Origin of the sequence: Rathayibacter sp. AY2B3 (assembly GCF_002931755.1) — a bacterium.
GTDB lineage: Bacteria > Actinomycetota > Actinomycetes > Actinomycetales > Microbacteriaceae > Rathayibacter.
Genome location: NZ_PSUG01000026.1, coordinates 1 through 18,705, shown reverse-complemented (window position 1 = coordinate 18,705; position 18,705 = coordinate 1). Strand labels below are relative to the sequence as shown.

Genomic DNA, 18,705 nt, shown 5'->3' with positions numbered 1-18,705 from the left:
CGGTCAGGCCGGTCGCGGTGGTGCGAGCAGGGTTCCGCGGATCACGGAACCGTGGAACGTGCGGGCGGCGACGATGATCCACGCGGCGACCAGGCCGACGTAGTAGAGCACCGCGAGGCCGGCGACGACCGTGAGACCGGAGTGCAGGGCGAGGCCGTTCAGTCCGGTGACGCAGGTGCCGACGGGGAACGTGAACGACCACCACGTCAGGCTGAACGGCAGGTGCTCCTTCGCGGTGCGGAGGGTGATCGCGAGGGCGATGACGGTCCAGAGCAGTGCGAAGCCGAGCATCGCGAAGCCGTACACCAGAGCCACGACCAGCAGCGCACGCGCCGTGCCGGCGTCCACGACGGTGGGCGCGTTCGAGGCGAGCAGATTCACGGCGGTGATCGACTGTCCGACCGGACCGAGGACGATCCACAGCGTCGGCACCATCCCCGCTGCTCCGACCTTGTGCTGCGCGAGCCGGTTCCAGATCAGGGTGATCACCACCAGCGACGCGACCAGGCTGAGGCCGAAGAAGCCGTAGCAGGACCACAGGAGCGTCTCCCGCGCTTGCCCGGCGGGCGCGTACGGCAGCAGCAGTGCGCCGGTGGAAGCGGACACCATCGGCGGAACGATCGGCATCAGCCAGCCGCCGAACGCCGAATCGGGCTTGTTCTCGTGCCGGGTGAACGCGAGGTAGGGCACCAGGACCGCCGTCACCAGCCCGCCGAGAGTCCCCGCACCCCAGAGCACCCAGTCGATGGTGACAGCGGCCGGCAGGCCGATCCAGTCCTTGCCGAGGAGGAGGGTTCCCGCGCCGACGGTGAGGAACGCCATGGGCGGCGCGCCGTAGAAGTGCGAGAGCACGGGATTCAGGTGGTGCCTCACCGCTGTACCGCGGTAGCGGACCCAGTGCAGCCCGGTCGCGACCGTCAGCGCGACGAGCAGCAGTGCGGCGATCGCCCAGACGACGGTGGCCCCGGTGCGGAGTCCGGGGAACTGGAGGGGCAGGGACGCGGCGGCGACCGCGACGATGCCGGTGCCCATGATCGACGCGAACCAGTTCGGCGTCAGGTTCGACACGATCAGTCCCGGATGCTCCAGCTCCCGGAACAAGCGCCTCGACCGCGGAGGATGCCCGATCGAGGAAGATGCGCGGGCGGGGGAGAGAGTTGTCATGACTCCAGCCTGAGCATCGCCGTCACCAGCCGATACAGCGATCGGGTTGGCGGGGCACAATGAGTGCTTGTGGCGACGCGGCGATTGACGGACCGGATCCTGGATCTCGACACGCTGGAGGTGCTCGAGCGCATCGCCGAGGCGGGCTCGCTCTCCCGCGCTGCCGAAGCCCTCGGCGTCACCCAGCAGGCCGTCTCGGCGCGTCTGCGGGTCGCGGAGCGCGCCATCGGGCAGCCGCTCGTGCGCCGCTCTCCGACCGGGTCCCTGATGACCGACGCGGGCCGGCTCGTGCTCGAGTTGGCCGGCCCGGTCCTCGAGGCGTCCCGCCGCCTCGAGGCGGGCGCGGCGGCACTGCGACAGCCGACCGGCTCACTGGTCCTCGCGGCGTCGCAGACGATCGCCGAACTGCTGCTCCCACGCTGGCTCCTCGAATTCCGACAGCGCGCACCCGAGGTGAGTGTGCAGCTGATCGCCGGCAATTCAGCCACGGTCACCGAGCTCGTGAGATCCGGTGCGGCGCAGCTCGGATTCGTCGAGACACCGGCGTCCACGGCCACGCTCTCCTCTCACGTGGTCACGGAGGACGAACTCGCTGTCGTCGTAGCACCGGACCACCCCTGGGCACGCGCGGCGAGTATCAGCGCCGAGGACTTGGCCGGCACCGCACTGCTGACGCGAGAGGAAGGCTCCGGCACCCGGACGACCCTCGAAGCATGGCTCCACGACGCCGGGCTCGCACCCGCGATTCCCGCCGCGATCCTTGAGACGACGGCGATCATCCGAGCGAACGCCCGCGCCGGCATCGCGCCCGCAGTCATGAGCATCCTCACCGTCGAAGCAGATCTCGCCGCGCGCTCACTGATACGAGTGCCCCTCCGCGGACCAGCACTCGTGCGACCCCTCCGCGCCATCTGGTCCGATCGCATCGGGTCGTCCGCGGCGGCGTTCCTGGAGATCGCGCACGAGATGCGCTGACCGGTGCACGGCTCGTCGCAACGCCGATCACGCCAGCGGCCGTGTCAGCTCGAGCTGCAGCGATCCGGTCGATCTGCACACGGCGGCACGGACGTCATGTCGCGGTGATGGCGAAGAGCCCGCCGATGCCGACGGTGTAGAGCGCGAGCACGATCAACGAGTCGACCCCCATGCCGGCGATGCGGCGGGTGGGTCGGAAGATCAGTCCGACGACGTAGACGAGGGTGAGCAGGGCGGCGAGAGCGGTGAGGTAGATGTCGGACGAGTTCGCCTGCGGGAGGACCGCGGTGCCGGAGAGGACGGTGGCGACGAGGAACAGGACGGGGAGAAAGGCGTTGCCGCCGAAGATGTCGCTGATGGCGAGGTTGTCGTCGCCCTGCTTGATGGCTTGCAGCCCGGTCGAGATCTCGGGGAGGGAGGTGGCGAGAGCGAGCACGGTGGCTCCGAACAGCACCCCTGAGAGACCGAACTGCGAGGATGCCGCGTCACCGGCGCGCTCGAGCACGACACCGGCGAGGAGGGTCGCCGCGGCGGAGATCGTGAACACGATGGTCGCCTTGCGTGTGCTCATCGGGTGCGTCTTCTTCTTCGCCGGGGATGCTGTCGCGTCGGGGGCCCGCCCGTCCTCGTGCCAGGGGAGGTGCTTGCCGGAGCGCTGCACGAGCAGCAGCCCCACGACCCAGAGGCCGGCGATGAGGACGACGTCCGGGGTCAGGCGCAACACTTCCAGTCCGGAGGGCAGCTGGCTGCCGGCGATGACGACGGCGAGCACCGCGACGACCACGAGCCCCTCGAGCACGAGTGTGAGGGACGCGGCACGGTAGGTGAGCGGCTTCGCACCCTTTCCGCGCTTGCCGAACAGGTCGAGGACGACGAGGACCACGGTCTGCAGTGCGATGCCGCCGAGGATGTTGCCGACCGCGACGTCCAGGTTCCCGGAGAGCGCGGCGGACACGGTGATCGCGATCTCCGGCAGGTTCGTCGCGACGGCGAGGACGATCAGACCGCCCAGCGCACTCCCCAGGTGCAGACGCGCGTCCAGAACGTCCGTCGCCTTCGACAACTGGATGCCGGCGATCCACACCACTGCGGCGGCGGCGAGAAAGATGACGACGAGAACAACGAAGGGCAGACCATCCATGCAGTGAGTGAACCGCGCCGACGACGATTCGAGACCCCCTTTCGCCTGGGCTGCTTCTCACCGTCTCGCGCGCGGTGGTCTCCGTGGTGATCGGTTCGACCGCGTGCCATCCTCGACGACACCCCGATCGTCGGGTCGAGCGTGATCCCGCCGTTCGTTCCCGAGGCGCGCTTGGTCAGTAGCAGCCGATCCGGGTACGCCGCAGCGTCCGCGCGTGTACGCGCGGGCCGCTGGCGGGGACCAGACCCGGGAGGAAGGCACCGGTGTCGCCCGCAGTGCATCTGCGACACTCCACTGGCTCCAGCGGACGGCGACCTGACTGCAGGTGCGGGCGGGGCGGCGCGGGTGCACACTGATATCAACGCAGTGCGTTCCGGCGGTGGGGCTCGCCGGACCCAACCTCGACGACGTCGACAACAGTCCCTATCTCTGTCAGTGGTGTGCGCGGAGATAGGAGCAGCTGTGATCCGTACGGCGTCACTGTTCTCCGTCCGAGCGCACGAGGATCGGAAAGGTGCGCGTGATGGCTGAGGACGCGATCGTGGTCGGGGTGCAGGCGGATCAGCCGGAAGCGGTGATTCAGGAAGCGCTGCGCTTCGCCGTGCGTTTCGGGGGGCGGTTGGAGTTCGTGCAGGTGGACACGGGCCGGTACGTCATCGACGGGCAGTTCGGAGAGGATCCGCTGGTCGAGCGGTCGATGCCGTTGGATTCGGATGCCGCCGACAGCAGCGAGGATCCGTTCGATCCTGCGATCCTCGAGCGGCTTGACCGGATCGTCGGTGACCGTGTCCCGTGGCAGACGCATCAGATGGCCGGTGACGTTGCACACGCTCTGGCGACGCTCGCGGACCGTGTCGATGCGGTCATGATCATTGTCGGCACGAAGGAGCCGTCTCTGCGTCGAACCGTGCAGGAGGTCTTCTCCGGCGCCGTCGGCGCCCGTCTCGCTCACCGTCAGCACCGGCCGGTCCTCATGATCCCCCTCTCCCCGGACGATGATTCGGAGCCGCTGCCCTGGTCCTGACCGAGGTGCGGGCGTAGGCTGACGGCAGTGGTGATGGATCCCGCCCGAGCGTGAGCTCGAACTGCCGCCGAGGCTGATGGTTCCTACCTTCTCGATCAGAGACCAGGTAGGTGACCCATGCCCGCGCATCCCCCGCTCGTTCTCGTGCGCCACGGTGAGAGCACCGGCAACGCCGACGGTCTCTTCTGCGGCGTCCTCGACGTTCCCCTCACCGACCTCGGACGTGACGAAGCGCGACAGGCGGCGACGCTGCTGAGGGACGCATCGATCGACCCCGATCTGATCCTCACGTCGACCCTGCAACGCTCCACCGAATCGGCCCGGATCATCGCCGGCGCCCTTCCAGGGCGGCCGCGGATCGTCGCGGCCCAGTGGCGGCTGAACGAGCGCAACTACGGAGCGCTCACCGGCCTGTCCAAAAGCGCCGTCAGAGCCCAGTACGGGGCCGACGCCTTCCTGGAGTGGCGCCGGTCGATGGACGTCCGCCCGCCTGCTCTGTCCGCCGCCGCCTTCGCGCAGCTGCACAGGTCCGCGGCGTTCCGTGGGCAGCCGGCCGAGGCGATGACGGAGACGGAGTCGTTGCGCGACGTCGTCCACCGACTGCAGCCGCTCCTCGCGGAGCGCATCCTGCCCGCCCTCGAGGAGGGCGAGACGGTGCTCATCGTCGGGCACGGCAACTCCCTGCGCGCGCTGCGCGCCCTTCTCGAGGACCTCGGCGATGCCGCGGTCCGCGATCTGAACATCCCGACCGGTCAGCCGTACCTGTACGACACCGGGCCGTCCGGGACACCGATCTCGAGGAGCGGACGCTACCTCGACCCCGCAAGAGCCGACCGGGCGGCGATCACGCTCGCCCACGAAGGAGGAACCTGATGAACGCCTACATCAGCCACACCCGCACCAGCATCCACGGATCGGGCGAGTACGTCACCCACCCCGCCGGACACCCGCTGGTCATCACCGACGTCGCCGCACGGCAGATCCTCGACTCCCGCGGCTTCCCGACCGTCGCTGTAACCCTGCGTCTAGACGACGACACCGTCCTGGACGCCTCCGCCCCCGCGGGCGCCTCGACCGGCGCGTTCGAAGCGGTCGAGCTGCGCGACGGCGGCCCCGCGTTCGGCGGACGCGGAGTCCGCTCCGCTGTCGCGGCCGTCGACGGCGAGATCCGCGCCCTCCTGCTCGAGCACTCCTGGACCTCGCTTCGCGAGATCGACGAAGCGCTGCGAGCACTGGATGGAACCGCGAACCTCGCCCGCCTCGGAGCGAACTCCGTCGTCGCCGTCTCCATCGCGGCCGCCCGCGCCTTCGCAGCGCGCACCGGCCTGCCCCTGCACCGGTGGATCGCCGATCACACCGGGGCGACCGCCTCCCTGCCCGTCCCGCACTTCAACGTCATCAACGGCGGCGCGCACGCCGCGAACGGCCTCGACTTTCAAGAGTTCATGATTGCCCCCGTCTCCGCCGGCACCGAGGAGGAGGCAGTGCAGATCGGCGCCGAGATCTATCACGCCCTCGCCGCCCGCGTCCGCACCGCCTACGGCACCTCCGGGCTCGGCGACGAGGGCGGCTTCGCGCCCCCCATCGACCGGCCCGAAGACGCCCTGGACCTCCTCGTCGCAGCGATCACCGACGCCGGATACCAGCCCGGCACCAGTGACATCGCGATCGCGATGGATCCCGCCGCGAACGGCTTCTTCCACGGCGACGGCCACTACACCGTCGCCGGCACCGACCTCGATCGCGACGCACTCGCCCGCTACTACGAGAAGCTGATCGCCGACTACCCGATCCGCAGCATCGAGGACGGCTTCGCCGAGGACGACCACGAGGGCTGGGCCCTCCTCGCCCACACCATCAGCGACCGGGTGCAGCTCGTGGGAGACGACCTCTACGTCACCGACGCCGACCGCATCCGCGACGGAGCCCGCAACGGCTACTCCAACGCCGCACTCATCAAGCCCAATCAGATCGGCACCGTCACCGGCACCCTCGACGCGATCGCGGCCGCGCACGACGCCGGCATGCGCTGCATGGTCTCCCACCGCTCCGGCGAGACCCTCGACACCTTCATCGCCGACCTCTCGGTGGGAACCGGAGTCGGGCAGATCAAATCCGGCGCCCCCGCGCGCGGTGAGAGGGTCGCGAAGTACAACCGCCTCGTCGACCTCGAGCACCTCGACCCCACGCTGCACTACGGCCTCACCCACTGACCCGCCCCCTCCCGAAAGGTCCCACTCCCCGTGACTGACGACCGCCACCGTCACCGCCCCCCGGACCCCGACCCCGAGCTGCCGGTCGACAGCGACCTCGACGTCGAGGACGCCCCCGACGGGACGCCACGTCCCGTGCACCTGCGCCTGCGATACCTCCTCCTCGTCGCCGCCGGCGGCACAGTCGGGACCGGGGCGCGGGAGGGCCTGACCCTCGCGTTCCCCGCCGATCCCGCCTTCGACACCGTCATCTTCGCCATCAACATCGTCGGCGCGCTCCTACTCGGCGTACTCCTGGAGAGCCTCGCCAGAGCCGGCAGCGACGAAGGCCGACGCCGCACCGCACGGCTGCTGCTCGGTACCGGAGCGCTCGGAGGCTTCACCACCTACAGCACCCTCGCCACCGACACCGCCCACCTGCTCACCACAGGACACCCCGCACCCGCCGCGCTCTACGCGCTCGGCACCGTCCTCCTCGGCGCCCTCGCGTCCTGGACCGGAATCGCCCTCGCCGCCGCACTCCACCGGCGACGCACGCAGAGGAAGGTGCCGGCATGACACCCGCACTGTTCCTCGCGCTCTCCCTCGCCGGCGGAATCGGAGCCGCAACACGGCTCCTCCTCGACGGGCTCATCAAAGCCCGCACCGGCGGCGCCTACCCCTGGGGCACCACCGTCATCAACGTCACCGGATCACTCCTCCTCGGCCTGATCACCGGCCTCGCCCTCGCAGGCATCGCCCCCGAGCCGTGGCGACTCGTCCTCGGCACCGGCTTCCTCGGCGGCTACACCACCTTCTCCACCGCCAGCCTCGAAACCGTCCGCCTCCTCGCCGAAAGACGCCGCCTCGCCTCCGCCACCAACGCCCTCGGCACGCTCCTCCTCAGCGTCATCGCCGCAGCAACAGGACTCTGGCTCGGAGGCGCGCGATGAGCATCATCGATGCACCCTCACCGGCCTCCTGCAGAACACCATCACCCGATCCCTCCTCGTCGCCACTGACGGGTCCACCCGCCGAACGAGCGCGACCTCCGCGAAGACCGATGGGAGCTCCAAGGGGTGCCCGCAGCCCGGATCCAGGCCGAGCTCGCCCGGACGCTTCAAACGGCCGCGAGAGCGGGAGCGGTTCTCTTCCTCAATAGCGAATCTGGACCGTGCTGCGGAAGTGGGGTGACGGGGTCGTTCGGCCGGGTCGGGGTGGGGTTGTAGGTGGTCTGGTCACGGAAGATCGCCCAGATGACGTTGATGCGGCGCCGCGCGAGAGCGATCAGCGCCTGCTTGTGCGACTTCCCCTCGTGGCGTTTCCGTTCGTAGAACGAGCGCGAGACCGGGCAGTTTCTCGACGCGATGAACGCTGCCTGGAAGCAGGCGTTCAACAGCCGCCGGTCGTAACGCCGTGGCCGGTGGTGATTGCCGGAGATCTTCCCGGAATCGCGCGGCACCGGGGCGAGACCGGCGAAGCTGGCCAGCCTGTCAGGCGTCTCAAACGCGGCGAGGTCGGTACCGGTCGCGGCGAGGAAATCCGCGGCGAGCCTGCGCCCGAACCCCGGGATGGACACCAGCAGATCCGCGGCCCTGCTGTCCTGCAAAGCGGCGTCGATCTCCGCGTCGAGCTCGGCGACCTCGTCGCGGATGCGGAGCAGATCACGCGCGGACCGGCTGACCAGCCGCGCTGCTGCCCCCTCCCCCACGACGACTGACGTCTGCTCGCGAGCAGCGTCGACCGCTGCCTTCGCCACGGCCGCGGACTTCCAGCAGCCCTGCCCCTTCAACCACGACGCCAGCCGCGCCTCCCCCATCCGCCGGATCGCTCCGGGGGTCGCGTACCGGGTGAGCAGCACCAACGGTCCCCTGGTCGTCGCGTAGTTGAACGCCCCCTCAAGCGACGGGAAGTAGTGGACCAGGATGGCGCGCAGCCGGTTCACGGCCCGGGTGCGATCGTGCACCAGATCCTCCCGGCGCGCCGAGAGCAGGCGCAGCTCCGCGGTGACCTCGTCGGCCTGACGCATCAGCGTCACATCTCGACGGGTCCGCGCCTGGTCGGCGATGATGACCGCGTCCTTCGCGTCCGTCTTCGCCTCACCCCGGTACGCGCCCGAGGCGTGGTGCACTATCCGGCCCGAGATGTAGAACAGCGGCTGCGCATGCGAGCTGAGCAGCGTCTGCAACAGCCCCGTCCCGCCGTGGTTCAGGTCCGTCGCCCAGGCGACGTCTGTGCCGCCCGGCAAGGACGCGACATCGCCCATCAGGGTCAGGATCGCCGTCTCACGGTTCTTGAACCGTTGCGAGAGCAGCTTGGCTCCGTTGCCGTCGATGACGACGCAGTGGTGTTCGGTCTTGCCGGCGTCGATACCGGCCCAGAGTTGGGGCACGCAGGGTCCTTCCGTTCAGCGGGTGCGGTGCGCCGTGAACGACCATGCCGGCATGTCCTTACGAGGCGATCTGGTCGCGTTTCTCAATGAGCGGTCCTGCCGTTGCGGGGTCCCGGGCGGCTAATCACGGCATGCCATCAGACGGCTGAAGGCGGTCAGCCATACCCGGGACCCCTGGCGCGTTCCGGAGCCTACAACTGCCCCGAATCCACGGAAATAACGGTAAGGAAGGTGGTCGAGGAGAAGCGTCCTGACGGCGATTACACGATCTCCTCGTATGAGGACGGATCCGTCAGCGTCGTCCGCATCGGAGGAGAAGGCGCCGACGCGAAGACGCGCGGCATCAGCGAGTGCTCCGAGAGCGGGTCCGCGCGGAACGGCTGCAAGATCGACACCTGGGTCGGGCTGGTGAGCATGAGCTTCTACACCTCTTACAACCTGTCGAGCAACACGGTGACCGCCGACCCGTGGGGCCCGGCCTGGACGATCGGCGGCGCCTGCGGCTCGTTGCTCAACTACCTCGGCCGGCCGCTCGCCAACCGCGCGCAGATGCTCATCAACGCGCAGATGTGCGGCGTCCCCTACAACACGACCTTCGAGTTGCGCCTGACGGTCTCCGGAGGAGCCGCGACGGTGAGCTGGAGCTGACGAGCAGAGCTCATCCGGCTCATTCCAGCGCGCTGTGCGCCCGCCGCGTCCTCACGAAGCGGGCGCACAGTCGCGTCCCGAGAACAAGGCTGGTTCCACCCCCGACCAGCCACGCACCAGCCAGGACCGTCCACGTCGTCATGCTGGAACTCGGCATCGCCGACAGCCAGTAGTAGAGCCCGATCGCACCGCCGACCATCACGGCAGCGATGACGGGGATCGTCAACGCCCTCCTCTTCTCCGAGACGGTCCAGGACGAGCACAGAAGAACGGCGAAGGCGCCGAGGAGCCAGCCGAATCCGGGAATCACCAGCCAGCCGAAGGCGAGGAGCAGCGAGGCGACGACGGCGAACCACGGGCGGTCGACGATCGACCCGCCGCCCCCGGCGAGCGACCCGCCGGCGGCCTCCGCGATCCGAGAGGGACTTCCCAGTTCAGCGATCCGCTCACGGGCAGCATCGTCGTCGAGGCCGTCCAGCTCTTCCGCGATCCCGCTCCAGATCTCACTCCGGAGGTCGGCGGGCACGCCGGACAATGCGTTCTCCAGCTCCTCGAGGTAGCGCGCCGCCGCCGGCGATGTCGTCGTGCTCATGACGTTCCCCTTCCGATCGTCTCGTTCACCTGCCCGACGAAGGACGGCCATTCCGCCCTGAACCGCGCGAGCTCGACCTTCCCCAGGTCGGTCAGCGAGTAGTACTTCCGAGCCGGACCCTGCGCACTCGGGACGACGACTGCAGTGATCGAGCCACGGTCCCGCAGCCGACCCAGGAGCGGGTACAGGGTGCCGATACTCCCGATCACACCGACCTCCTGCAAACGCGTGGACAGTTCCCACCCGTACATGGGAACGGTGTCGAGCAGCCCCAGGATGCAGAACTCGGCTACGCCCTTCCGAAGCTGTGCCCCGACTCCCTCTATCATGCGTGACAGCATACGGGTGTGACCGGAGTGGCGCCATACGACCGCGAGGTCGGCGCGGTCGAGCCGGGCCGGACACACCACGCCTCAGTCCACGCGCTCCTCCGGCGCGCCGCCGCCCACCGGCCCGATGGACTCCCGGGCGATGAACGTCGCGGCGAGCAGCTCCGCGTCCGACTCCGTCCGGCCGCTGAGCAGGCGCAGGATCGTGCGGCCGGCCGCGACTCCCACGTCATAGATCGGCTGCGAGACCACCGACAGGGGCGGATCGATCAGCTCGGCCCACGGGAAGTCGTCGAACATCACGAAGGAGAGGTCGTCGGGGACCCGCAGCCCTCGGGCCCTCGCGGCGCGGAGCAGGTCGAGGGCGATGAGGCTGTCGGAGGCGAGGATCGCGGTGGGCGGCTCGGGGAGCGCCAGGAGGTCGTCGAGGACGGCGGCCGCCTCGACGAAGCCGATCGCGCCGAAGTGGATCAGCTCCCGGTCGGGCGCGATGCCCGCCGAGCGGAGCGCCGCGGAGATGCCGGACAGGCGCTCGGTCACGGAGGACACGCGAAGGGGCTCTCCCGGCGTCCAGTCGCCGGGGTCGGCGAGCGCCGTCACGAACGCCACGCGGCGGTGCCCGGCCTCGAGCAGGGCGGCGGTCGCCTGCTCGGCGGCCACGGCGATCTCGACACCGACGGAGGGGACCGGGAGCCCGTCGATCCGCCGGTCCAGCAGGACCAGGGGACGCCCCGTGGCGTGGACGTCGTGGAGGTGCTGCGTGTGGAAGGACGACGCGGGCGAGACGATCATGCCGTCGACGCGCTTGTCGAGGAGCACCCTCACGGCGTCGACCTCGGTGTCGACGTCCTCCGAGGTGTTGATGAGGACGACGTCGTAGCCCGCTCCGGCGACGGCGTCGGTGATGCCCCGCATCGCGAGGCCGAAGTAGCCGTTCTCGATGTCGCCGACGATGACGCCGATGGTCTTCGACTTCCCCGTGTTCATGCTCCGGGCGAGCTCGTTCGGCCGGTAGTCGAGGCGTTCGGCGGCGGCCAGCACCCGGTCACGGACGCTCTCACTGACGGCGCCGTAGTTGCCCAGCGCGCGCGCCGCGGTGGCCTTGCCCACGCCGGCCTCCCGGGCCACATCGGCCACGGTCACCTCGCGCCTGCGCTTCGTGATCTCGGCCACGACGCTCCTTCCGATCCGATGCTCCACTGCCCTTGACACTCGTTCCCAGCGCGGGGTAGCTTCCTCGATACCGCGGTGAGTCCGGTCTCAACGTAGCCGATTGGGACCGGACTCACCTACAGAATCCCTGGAGGAGGCGTCGGCCGTGCTCGCGGGCAACCCGAGGCTCGAGCTCGACTCGTTCGGAGCCGGCCCGAAGCCGATCCCGGGCGACGGCGAGCCCGTGCTCGGGGCGGTCGAGGAGATCCCCGGTCTGCACGCGCTCTTCACCCACAGCGGCGCGACCCTGGGCCTGATCGCCGGCGAGCTCATCGCCCTCGAGATCCTCTCCGGCGAGCCGAGCCCGCTGCTGCGGCCGTTCCGCTCGTCGCGGTTCAGCGCGGTGACGGCCTGATGCGCCCGCTCCCGCTCGCCGACCCCCGGATCGTGGCCGTCGGCGACAACGTCGTCGACTGCTACACCGCGGACGGCGTGATGTACCCCGGCGGCAACTGCGTCAACGTGTCGGTCTACGCCGCTCGCGAGGGCGTCCCGACCGCCTACATCGGCGCCGTCTCCGACGACGCCGCCGGCCGGCTCCTCCGCTCCTCCCTCGCCGCCGAGGGCGTCGACGTGTCGCGCCTGCGGCAGGAGGAGGGCTGGACCGCCTACTGCCGGATCGGCCTGATCGACGGCGACCGCGTCTTCCTCGACTCGGGCAAGGGCGTCTCGCTCTTCACCCCCTCGGCCGGCGACCTCGACACGATCGCGGGCTTCGACGCCCTGCACGTCGGCGCCTCGAGCTTCCTCGACGAGCACCTCGGCGCGTTCGCCGAGCGGACGCGCGTGTCGTACGACTTCTCCTCCGAGTTCGACCGGGCGTCCGTCGCCGGCGTCGCACAGCACTGCTTCCTCGCCTCGTTCTCGGGAGGAGGCCGGAGCGACGACGAGATCGAGGACCTGCTCGCCGGCGCCCTCGACGCCGGCGCCTCCTGGGCCCTCGTCACCCGCGGCGAGCGCGGAGCCGTGCTCTCCGACGGAGTCCACCGGGCTGTCAGCACCCCGGTCGCCACGCGCGTCGTGGACACGCTCGGCGCCGGCGACTCGTTCATCGCCCGCACGCTCATCGGGCTGCTGCGCGGCGAGGAGCTGGACGACCTCATGGCCGCGGCCTCGATCTCGGCCGCGTTCACCTGCACCGAGCACGGCGCCTTCGGCTACGGAGCGCCGATCGAGATCACCGAGGAGGCCGGCCCGCCCGCGGCCGCCGCCCTCGACCACCAGACCCACCCCCTCGCAGAAGGAGAACTCCGATGACCGACGGCACCTACCTCGGACCGGGCCCCGTCGCCCCCGTCCCCGACGACATCGCCCCCTCGATGGAGCACGCTCTGTCGCTGTGGGGCCGGATCGACGACCACGTCGCCTCCCTCCCCGCGGTCGACCGCGTCTTCCTGGTCGGCGCGGGCGGATCGCTGATGGGCGTCCAGGCCGCTCAGTACCTGCTCGACACGGTCGCGATCACGCCCGCCGCCTCCTACAACTCGGACGAGTTCTTCTTCCGGGCGCCCGCCTCGGTCGGCCCCGGAGCCCTCGTCGTCGTGCTCTCGGGCACCGGCGAGACCCCCGAGACCGTGCGGGCCGGCGAGTGGGCGCAGGAGCGCGGCGCGGCCGTGGTCGGCGTGACCCTCAAGCAGGAGGGACCGCTCGCGCTCGCCCTCGACACCGCCTTCGTCGCGCAGACCGGTCAGGGCACGCAGCTCGTGCTGCAGCTGCTCGCGCTCGCGGTCCTGCGCCGCGACGGGGTGGACGTGACGGATCGGCTCGAGGCGCTCCGCGCCCTGCCGTCCGCGATGGTCGCCACGGTCGCCGCCTTCGAGCCGAGGGCGGAGGAGCTGGCCGCCGCGATGAAGGACGTCCCGGTGACCTACCTGATCACCTCCGGGTCGCTCATGGGCCCCGGCCAGACGTTCACCACCTGCTACTTGCAGGAGATGCAGTGGATGCACGCCGCGACGATCAACGCGGACGAGTTCTTCCAGGGCCCCTTCGAGGTGTTCGACGGCGAGACGCAGTCCCTCGTCTTCCTGGCGGAGGACGCGACGCGGCCGATGGGCGAGCGCGCCCGGAGCTTCCTCGACCAGTACAGCGGGACGACCCACTACGTCGACTCCCGCGACCTCGAGCTGCCCGGCATCGCGGCGCCCCAGCGCGCCTTCGTCGCACCGCTCGTGTACTCGACGCTGGTCTCCCGGCTCGCCGCCCACTGGGCCGCGGCCCGGGGCTACGCGCTGGAGGGACGCCGCTACATGTGGCAGTTCGCCTACTGAGGCGCGGCGGCGGGGGGAGCGGTCGGCTCTCCCCGCGCGCTCACCAGCTCTCGGGCCCCGCGCTCCCCGCCTCGTACTCGTCCAGCGGAGCGTCGCCCGCGGCCCACGCGGAGAGCACCGGAGTGATGATGCGCCAGCACTGCTCGGCCACGTCGCCCGGGACCGAGAGCAGGGTGTCGCCCTGCAGGATCCCGGCGAGGACCTGCGCGTAGGGGTCGAGCGTGGCCGCGCCGGGCTGCGCCGTCAGAGTGGTGCGCTCGAGGTCGGTGAGCTCGTCGGCGCTGTTCACGACCAGGTCGAGGCTGACGTCGCCGCCCTTGAGGCCGATCCGGAGGACCGTCCCGGCGTCGCCCTCGGCCGCCTGCAGGCCGCGCGGGGGCGTGGCGGCGCGGAAGTGGATCGCCACCTCGCGGCGCGGGTCGCCGATCGCCTTGCCGGAGCGGAGGACGAAGGGGACGCCGGCCCAGCGCGGGGTGTCGACCTGGAGCAGCAGTTGGGCGAGGGTCTCGGTGCCGGTCTCGGGGTCGACGTCGGGCTCGTCGACGTAGGACGGGAAGAAGCGGCCGTCGACGCGGCCCTCGGTGTAGCGGGCGCGGCGGGCGGAGGAGGGGTCGTCGCGCCAGAGCCGCACGGCGCCGAGCACCTCGGCCATGCGCGCGTGGACCTCGTCGGGCGTGACCTCGTCGGGGCGCTCCATCGTGGTCAGCGCGAGCACCATCAGGAGGTGGCTCTGGAGCATGTCGCGCAGCGCGCCGGTCTTCTCGTAGAAGGCCGCGCGACCCTCGATGCCGAGCGTCTCGTCGTAGACGATCTCGACCTTCTCGATCGACTCGGCGCTCCAGCTCGCCTCGAAGAGGCTGTTGCCGAAGCGCAGGCCCAGCATCCCGAGCACGGTCGCGTTGCCGAGGAAGTGGTCGATGCGCCAGAGGCGGCTCTCGGGGAGGACCTTCGCGAACGCCGCGTTGAGGGCGATCGCGTCGTCGAGGTCCTCGCCGAACGGCTTCTCGATGGCGACGACCAGCTCCTCGGGCAGGTCGAGCTCGGCGAGCGAGGCGGCGACCTTGTGCCCCATGGCCGGCGGCAGTGCGACGTAGAGCACCGGGGTCGACGGGCAGGCGTCGAGGAGGGCCTTCAGCTGCTCCGGGTCGGAGGCGTCGGTGGCGACGAAGCGCGCGCGCGACGCGAGCGCCTCGACCGTGTGCGCGGCGACTCCGGCCGCCTCGAGGCTGCGGCGGACGAGGCCCTGCCACTCCTCGTCGGTCTGCGGCGTGCGAGCCGCCCCGATCAGCGTGAGCTCGAGGTCGCGCGCGAGCTCGGCCACCCGGCCCAGGCCCGGCAGCAGCAGCCGCTCGGTGAGGTCGCCGCCCGCACCGAGGATCGCGATGCTCCGCTGCTCGCTCCCCAGTGCCGCGGCCTCGGGGATTCCGATCTGCTCCGTCATGGTGTCTCCCTCGTAGCCGTCGTGAGTCAGCGGCCACAGTACGCGCCGGGCCCTGGCGCGCGGCCGGGAGCCGGGAGGGGTTGAGGAAGCGGGCGCGGAGTGGCAAGGCGGCGCGCGGCGGGCTGCACGACCTCGGCTGAGAGGGGACGGCCTGCCTTGTCGGGGCAGGGACCCTGCTCTCGGCCGACGTTGTGCGGCGATCACGATCCGCAGCGCCCGTGCGGGCCGTCCGGCGGTAGCCTGCCCGCATGCGCCTGCGCCAGGTCGTCCTCGACACGGAGGACGCCCGCGCCCCCTCCGCCTTCTACCTCGCCCTGCTCGGCGGCGAGTACCGTCCCGGCGACGAGCCGCCCGCGGACGGCTCCGACGACGAGGCGGAGTGGGTCGCGATCGTCACCGCCGACGGCGCGAAGCTCACGTTCCAGCGGGTGGCCGCCCTGCCGCGCGCGACCTGGCCGGAGGGACCCGTCCCGCAGCAGCTGCACCTCGACTTCATGGTCGCGGACGCCGACGAGCTCGACCGGCAGAAGACCCGCGCCCTCGCTCTCGGTGCCGCGCTGATCGAGGACAGGAGCGACGACCCGGAGGAGGCGCTCCACGTCCTCGCGGATCCGGCGGGCCACCCGTTCTGCGTCTTCGTCGCGCCCGACTACCCGACGGAGTAGGCGCGGTCGGACCGGGCGCGCCCGTTGGATCACATCCCGGCGCTCCTGCACGCCGGATGTCGTTGTGCTCGCCGAATCCGCGAATCCAGCGCGCAGGAGAGCACGTCACGTGCAGGAGAGCGTCAGACCACCCCCGCCGCCGTCCCCGACACGATCAGGTCGGCGCGGTCGCGCGTGGCCTCGATCAGCACCGCGTTCCGCCCGTCGACCTCGGAGGCCCAGGCGGAGGCCGCCTCGGGGGCGCGGCCGAAGGAGACGTGGCGGTCGACCAGGCGCTCGAAGCGCTCGGTCTCGGGAGTCGCGCAGAACCAGGCCTCGTCGAACTCGGCGCGCAGCAGCGCCCACGGGCCCTCGTCCACGAGGAGGTAGTTGCCCTCCAGCACGACGAGCGACGCGGAGGGGTGCACGGCCAGCGCTCCGGCCACTCCCTCGTCGACGGTGCGCTCGAAGGTGGGCGCGTAGACGACGTGGTCGGTCTCGGCGCGCAGCCTCCGCACCAGGGCGAGGAATCCCCAGCCGTCGAACGTGTCGAGGGCGCCCTTGCGGTCGTGGCGGCCGAGCTCGTCGAGCGTGGCGTTGGCGAGGTGGAAGCCGTCCATCGGCACGAAGGCGGCGGTCCCCTCCCCCGCGAGCTCGTTCGCGCGGGCGACCACGGCCCGGGCGAGCGTGGTCTTGCCGGCGCCGGGGCTTCCGGCGATCGCGACGATCGCGCGGCGGCCCGGCGAGGTCAGCGCGAGGGCGCGCCCGGCCAGCTCATCGAGCCCGGGCCACTCCACCTCGGGGGCGACCTCGGTCTCAGGCCTCGCCACGGCTGCTCTCCAGCGCGTTCACCAGGAAGCCGTGGGCGTGACGGGCGAGCGCGGGGCCGTCGTTCCAGAGGTTCCGCCACACGGCCAGGTCGTTCGAGAGGGTCGGCGAGACGACGGCCGACGAGAACGACTCGAAGGTGATGGGCCCGCGGTAGTCGATCGCGGCGAGGGCGTGGAAGAACGTCGTGAAGTCGAGGTGGCCGCTGCCGAGGTAGCCGCGGTGGTTCTCGCCGATGTGGACATACCCGAGACGATCCCCGACCAGCAGCACCGGGCGGAAGAAGTCGTCCTCCTCGATGTTCATGTGGTACGTGTCCAGGTGGATCAGGACGTTGTCGGCGCCGATGTCGTCGGCGAGGCGCAGGGCGTCCGCGGCGGTGTTGATGACGTTGGTCTCGTAGCGGTTGCAGATCTCGAGGCCGAGGGTCATCCCCTTCGTGGAGGCCTCCGCGGCCAGGTCGGTCAGCACCGAGACGACGTTCGCGCGGCCCGCGGCCGAGAGGGGCGCGCTGTACTTGCCGAGCGCGCTGTAGAGGGCGCCGGTGAAGTGGGTGCCGCCGAGCGCGTGCGTGGTCTCGAGGGAGTCGGCGAGCAGCTTCGCGCCGCGGGCCACGACCTCGGGGTCGTCGCTGGAGACGTCGGCCGAGAAGGCGAGGCCGCGCGAGCAGACGATGCCGAGGTCGTTCGCCTCGAGGGCGGCGCGGGCGGAGGCGGTGTCGAGGTTCTGCACGTCGTGCAGCGAGAGCTCCAGCAGGTCGAATCCGGCCGCCTTGGTCTGCTCGATCGTCGCGGTCACTTCGTCGGGGGTGGTGCCGCCGGCGAAGACGAGGGCGTGCACTCCGAGAGGGTTCGTGGTCATGGTGGTGCTCCTTGGTTCGAGAGGTTCAGGGGCGGCGTCGGGCCGCGAGGTTCAGGGGCGGCGTCGGGCCGCGGGGTCGGTGTCGAGCAGGCCCGCGAGGAACGCGTGACCGGACGTCGCGAGCGCGACGGGATCGTTCCACAGCTCGCGCCAGAGGCCCATGCCCTCGGCCGAGGCCGGGGGCTGGACGGCGGGCGAGAAGCTCTCGAGGGTGAGCGGGCCGCGGTAGCCGGAGTCGGCGAGCGCCGCCGCGAGCCCGGTCCAGTCGGTGCTCCCGGTGCCCAGCTCTCCGCGGTGGTTCTCGGAGGCGTGGAGGTAGCCGAGCAGGTCGCCGGCGTCGCGGACGGCGCTCGCGAGGTCGACCTCCTCGAGGTGGGCGTGGAACGTGTCGAGGTGCAGGAGCACGTTCGGCGCGTCGAGCTCGCGGAGGAATGCGGCGGTCTGGGCGGCCGTGTTCAGCAGGTTGCTCTCGTAGCGGTTCACGTACTCCGCTCCGACGACGACGCCGGCGGGAGCGGCGGCCGCGGCGACCCTCCGCAGCACGTCGAGCGAGCGCGAGCGGGCCGCGGCGTCGGCCGCGTGCTCGTACTTGCGCATGGCCGAGTAGGTGACTCCGCCGACGTAGCGGGCGCCGATCGCCTCGGCGAACCGCACGGCCGCCAGGAGCCGCTCCTCGCCGCGGTCGGCCGTGGCCTGGTCGGTGATGTCGGAGTCGGCGTCCAGCGCGAGCGAGACGACCGCGTCGATCCCGTGCTCGTCGAGCAGGCCGGAGGTCCACGCGGAGGCGTCGGGGTCGGCGGGCGCCGGGATCTCGATCAGGTCGAAGCCGATCGAGGCGGCGGTGCCGATGGCACGGCGCCCCGACTCCGGCGTCCAGTCGCCCACGAGCAGGCCCGCGTGGACCCCGATCGGCGACGAGCGCTCCGTGCTCCCGCGGTGCAGGAACTCGGGGTGCATCAGGCGGCCTTCGCGCCCGTGATCAGCGAGACGAG

The 18,705-nt window shown here is 71.0% G+C and carries 21 protein-coding genes and 1 riboswitch; of the genes, 11 read left to right on the top strand and 10 right to left on the bottom strand.

Annotation, left to right across the window (positions count from 1 at the left end; all coding sequences use genetic code 11):
- Positions 1 to 3 precede the first annotated feature (3 nt).
- Complete coding sequence (locus C5C24_RS10180) at positions 4 to 1,101, bottom strand: TDT family transporter (RefSeq protein WP_258065154.1); 1,098 nt, start codon at positions 1,099 to 1,101, stop codon at positions 4 to 6.
- 147 nt (positions 1,102 to 1,248) lie between these two features.
- Here C5C24_RS10180 and C5C24_RS10175 point away from each other — a divergent pair, with 147 nt between their 5' ends.
- Positions 1,249 to 2,139 (top strand): LysR family transcriptional regulator, encoded by an 891-nt coding sequence (locus C5C24_RS10175; RefSeq protein WP_258065152.1) that lies wholly within the window; start codon positions 1,249 to 1,251, stop codon positions 2,137 to 2,139.
- 94 nt (positions 2,140 to 2,233) lie between these two features.
- Here C5C24_RS10175 and C5C24_RS10170 read toward each other — a convergent pair whose 3' ends face one another.
- Positions 2,234 to 3,280, bottom strand: coding sequence for a sodium:calcium antiporter (locus tag C5C24_RS10170; RefSeq protein WP_104304879.1), 1,047 nt, complete (start codon positions 3,278 to 3,280; stop codon positions 2,234 to 2,236).
- Between the two features lie 523 nt (positions 3,281 to 3,803).
- Here C5C24_RS10170 and C5C24_RS10165 point away from each other — a divergent pair.
- From C5C24_RS10165 to crcB, 5 genes are all read left to right on the top strand, one after another.
- A complete protein-coding gene (locus C5C24_RS10165; protein WP_146079716.1) occupies positions 3,804 to 4,304 on the top strand; it encodes a universal stress protein in 501 nt (166 codons plus the stop codon).
- A gap of 20 nt (positions 4,305 to 4,324) precedes the next feature.
- Positions 4,325 to 4,397: riboswitch (Fluoride riboswitch) on the top strand.
- A 24-nt stretch (positions 4,398 to 4,421) separates the two neighbouring features.
- Positions 4,422 to 5,177, top strand: a complete 756-nt coding sequence (locus tag C5C24_RS10160; protein ID WP_104277736.1) for a 2,3-diphosphoglycerate-dependent phosphoglycerate mutase — start codon at positions 4,422 to 4,424, stop codon at positions 5,175 to 5,177.
- The gene (gene eno / locus C5C24_RS10155; protein WP_104277737.1) at positions 5,177 to 6,517 is read left to right on the top strand and encodes a phosphopyruvate hydratase; all 1,341 of its coding nucleotides are present in this window, start codon (positions 5,177 to 5,179) and stop codon (positions 6,515 to 6,517) included. The genes C5C24_RS10160 and eno overlap by 1 nt, the downstream gene beginning before the upstream one ends.
- Before the next feature lie 30 nt (positions 6,518 to 6,547).
- Positions 6,548 to 7,075 carry a CrcB family protein gene (locus C5C24_RS10150; protein WP_258065151.1) on the top strand — a complete coding sequence of 176 codons (528 nt, stop codon included), beginning with the start codon at positions 6,548 to 6,550 and terminating at the stop codon, positions 7,073 to 7,075.
- A complete protein-coding gene (crcB, locus tag C5C24_RS10145) occupies positions 7,072 to 7,449 on the top strand; it encodes a fluoride efflux transporter CrcB (RefSeq protein ID WP_104277738.1) in 378 nt (125 codons plus the stop codon). Before C5C24_RS10150 ends, crcB begins: the two co-directional genes overlap by 4 nt.
- Positions 7,450 to 7,616: 167 nt before the next feature.
- On the opposite strand, the gene C5C24_RS10140 is transcribed toward crcB, so the two are convergent.
- Positions 7,617 to 8,888 carry an IS110 family transposase gene (locus C5C24_RS10140; protein WP_244255929.1) on the bottom strand — a complete coding sequence of 424 codons (1,272 nt, stop codon included), beginning with the start codon at positions 8,886 to 8,888 and terminating at the stop codon, positions 7,617 to 7,619.
- A 231-nt stretch (positions 8,889 to 9,119) separates the two neighbouring features.
- On the opposite strand from C5C24_RS10140, the gene C5C24_RS10135 reads away from it, so the two are divergent.
- The gene (locus C5C24_RS10135) at positions 9,120 to 9,536 is read left to right on the top strand and encodes a hypothetical protein (protein WP_104304878.1); all 417 of its coding nucleotides are present in this window, start codon (positions 9,120 to 9,122) and stop codon (positions 9,534 to 9,536) included.
- A gap of 19 nt (positions 9,537 to 9,555) precedes the next feature.
- Here the strand turns inward: C5C24_RS10135 and C5C24_RS10130 are convergent, their stop codons facing one another.
- The 3 genes from C5C24_RS10130 to C5C24_RS10120 form a co-directional block, all read right to left on the bottom strand.
- Complete coding sequence (locus C5C24_RS10130) at positions 9,556 to 10,179, bottom strand: hypothetical protein (protein ID WP_146082578.1); 624 nt, start codon at positions 10,177 to 10,179, stop codon at positions 9,556 to 9,558.
- Positions 10,125 to 10,457: a PadR family transcriptional regulator gene (locus C5C24_RS10125; RefSeq protein ID WP_104281914.1), complete on the bottom strand. Its 333-nt coding sequence runs from the start codon at positions 10,455 to 10,457 to the stop codon at positions 10,125 to 10,127. The genes C5C24_RS10130 and C5C24_RS10125 overlap by 55 nt, the downstream gene beginning before the upstream one ends.
- Positions 10,458 to 10,541: 84 nt before the next feature.
- Positions 10,542 to 11,630, bottom strand: coding sequence for a LacI family DNA-binding transcriptional regulator (locus C5C24_RS10120; RefSeq protein WP_104304876.1), 1,089 nt, complete (start codon positions 11,628 to 11,630; stop codon positions 10,542 to 10,544).
- A 145-nt stretch (positions 11,631 to 11,775) separates the two neighbouring features.
- On the opposite strand from C5C24_RS10120, the gene C5C24_RS10115 reads away from it, so the two are divergent.
- The 3 genes from C5C24_RS10115 to C5C24_RS10105 are packed head-to-tail and all read left to right on the top strand — an operon-like array spanning position 11,776 to position 13,939.
- Positions 11,776 to 12,024, top strand: coding sequence for a hypothetical protein (locus C5C24_RS10115; protein ID WP_258065150.1), 249 nt, complete (start codon positions 11,776 to 11,778; stop codon positions 12,022 to 12,024).
- Positions 12,024 to 12,926 carry a PfkB family carbohydrate kinase gene (locus tag C5C24_RS10110; RefSeq protein WP_104304875.1) on the top strand — a complete coding sequence of 301 codons (903 nt, stop codon included), beginning with the start codon at positions 12,024 to 12,026 and terminating at the stop codon, positions 12,924 to 12,926. The genes C5C24_RS10115 and C5C24_RS10110 overlap by 1 nt, the downstream gene beginning before the upstream one ends.
- Positions 12,923 to 13,939: an SIS domain-containing protein gene (locus tag C5C24_RS10105; RefSeq protein WP_104304874.1), complete on the top strand. Its 1,017-nt coding sequence runs from the start codon at positions 12,923 to 12,925 to the stop codon at positions 13,937 to 13,939. Before C5C24_RS10110 ends, C5C24_RS10105 begins: the two co-directional genes overlap by 4 nt.
- A gap of 40 nt (positions 13,940 to 13,979) precedes the next feature.
- Here the strand turns inward: C5C24_RS10105 and C5C24_RS10100 are convergent, their stop codons facing one another.
- Positions 13,980 to 15,380 carry a glucose-6-phosphate dehydrogenase gene (locus C5C24_RS10100; RefSeq protein WP_104304873.1) on the bottom strand — a complete coding sequence of 467 codons (1,401 nt, stop codon included), beginning with the start codon at positions 15,378 to 15,380 and terminating at the stop codon, positions 13,980 to 13,982.
- Positions 15,381 to 15,628: 248 nt separating this feature from the next.
- Between C5C24_RS10100 and C5C24_RS10095 the strand changes: the two genes are divergently transcribed.
- Entirely contained in the window at positions 15,629 to 16,045 is a 417-nt protein-coding gene (locus C5C24_RS10095; protein WP_104304872.1) for a VOC family protein, read from the top strand.
- Between the two features lie 122 nt (positions 16,046 to 16,167).
- Here C5C24_RS10095 and C5C24_RS10090 read toward each other — a convergent pair whose 3' ends face one another.
- The 3 genes from C5C24_RS10090 to C5C24_RS10080 all read right to left on the bottom strand — a co-directional run.
- Entirely contained in the window at positions 16,168 to 16,854 is a 687-nt protein-coding gene (locus tag C5C24_RS10090) for a nucleoside/nucleotide kinase family protein (RefSeq protein ID WP_258065149.1), read from the bottom strand.
- The gene (locus C5C24_RS10085) at positions 16,841 to 17,713 is read right to left on the bottom strand and encodes a sugar phosphate isomerase/epimerase (RefSeq protein WP_104225811.1); all 873 of its coding nucleotides are present in this window, start codon (positions 17,711 to 17,713) and stop codon (positions 16,841 to 16,843) included. Before C5C24_RS10085 ends, C5C24_RS10090 begins: the two co-directional genes overlap by 14 nt.
- Positions 17,714 to 17,764: 51 nt before the next feature.
- On the bottom strand, positions 17,765 to 18,705 hold a 941-nt coding region (locus C5C24_RS10080; protein ID WP_219812858.1), incomplete at its 5' end, for a sugar phosphate isomerase/epimerase.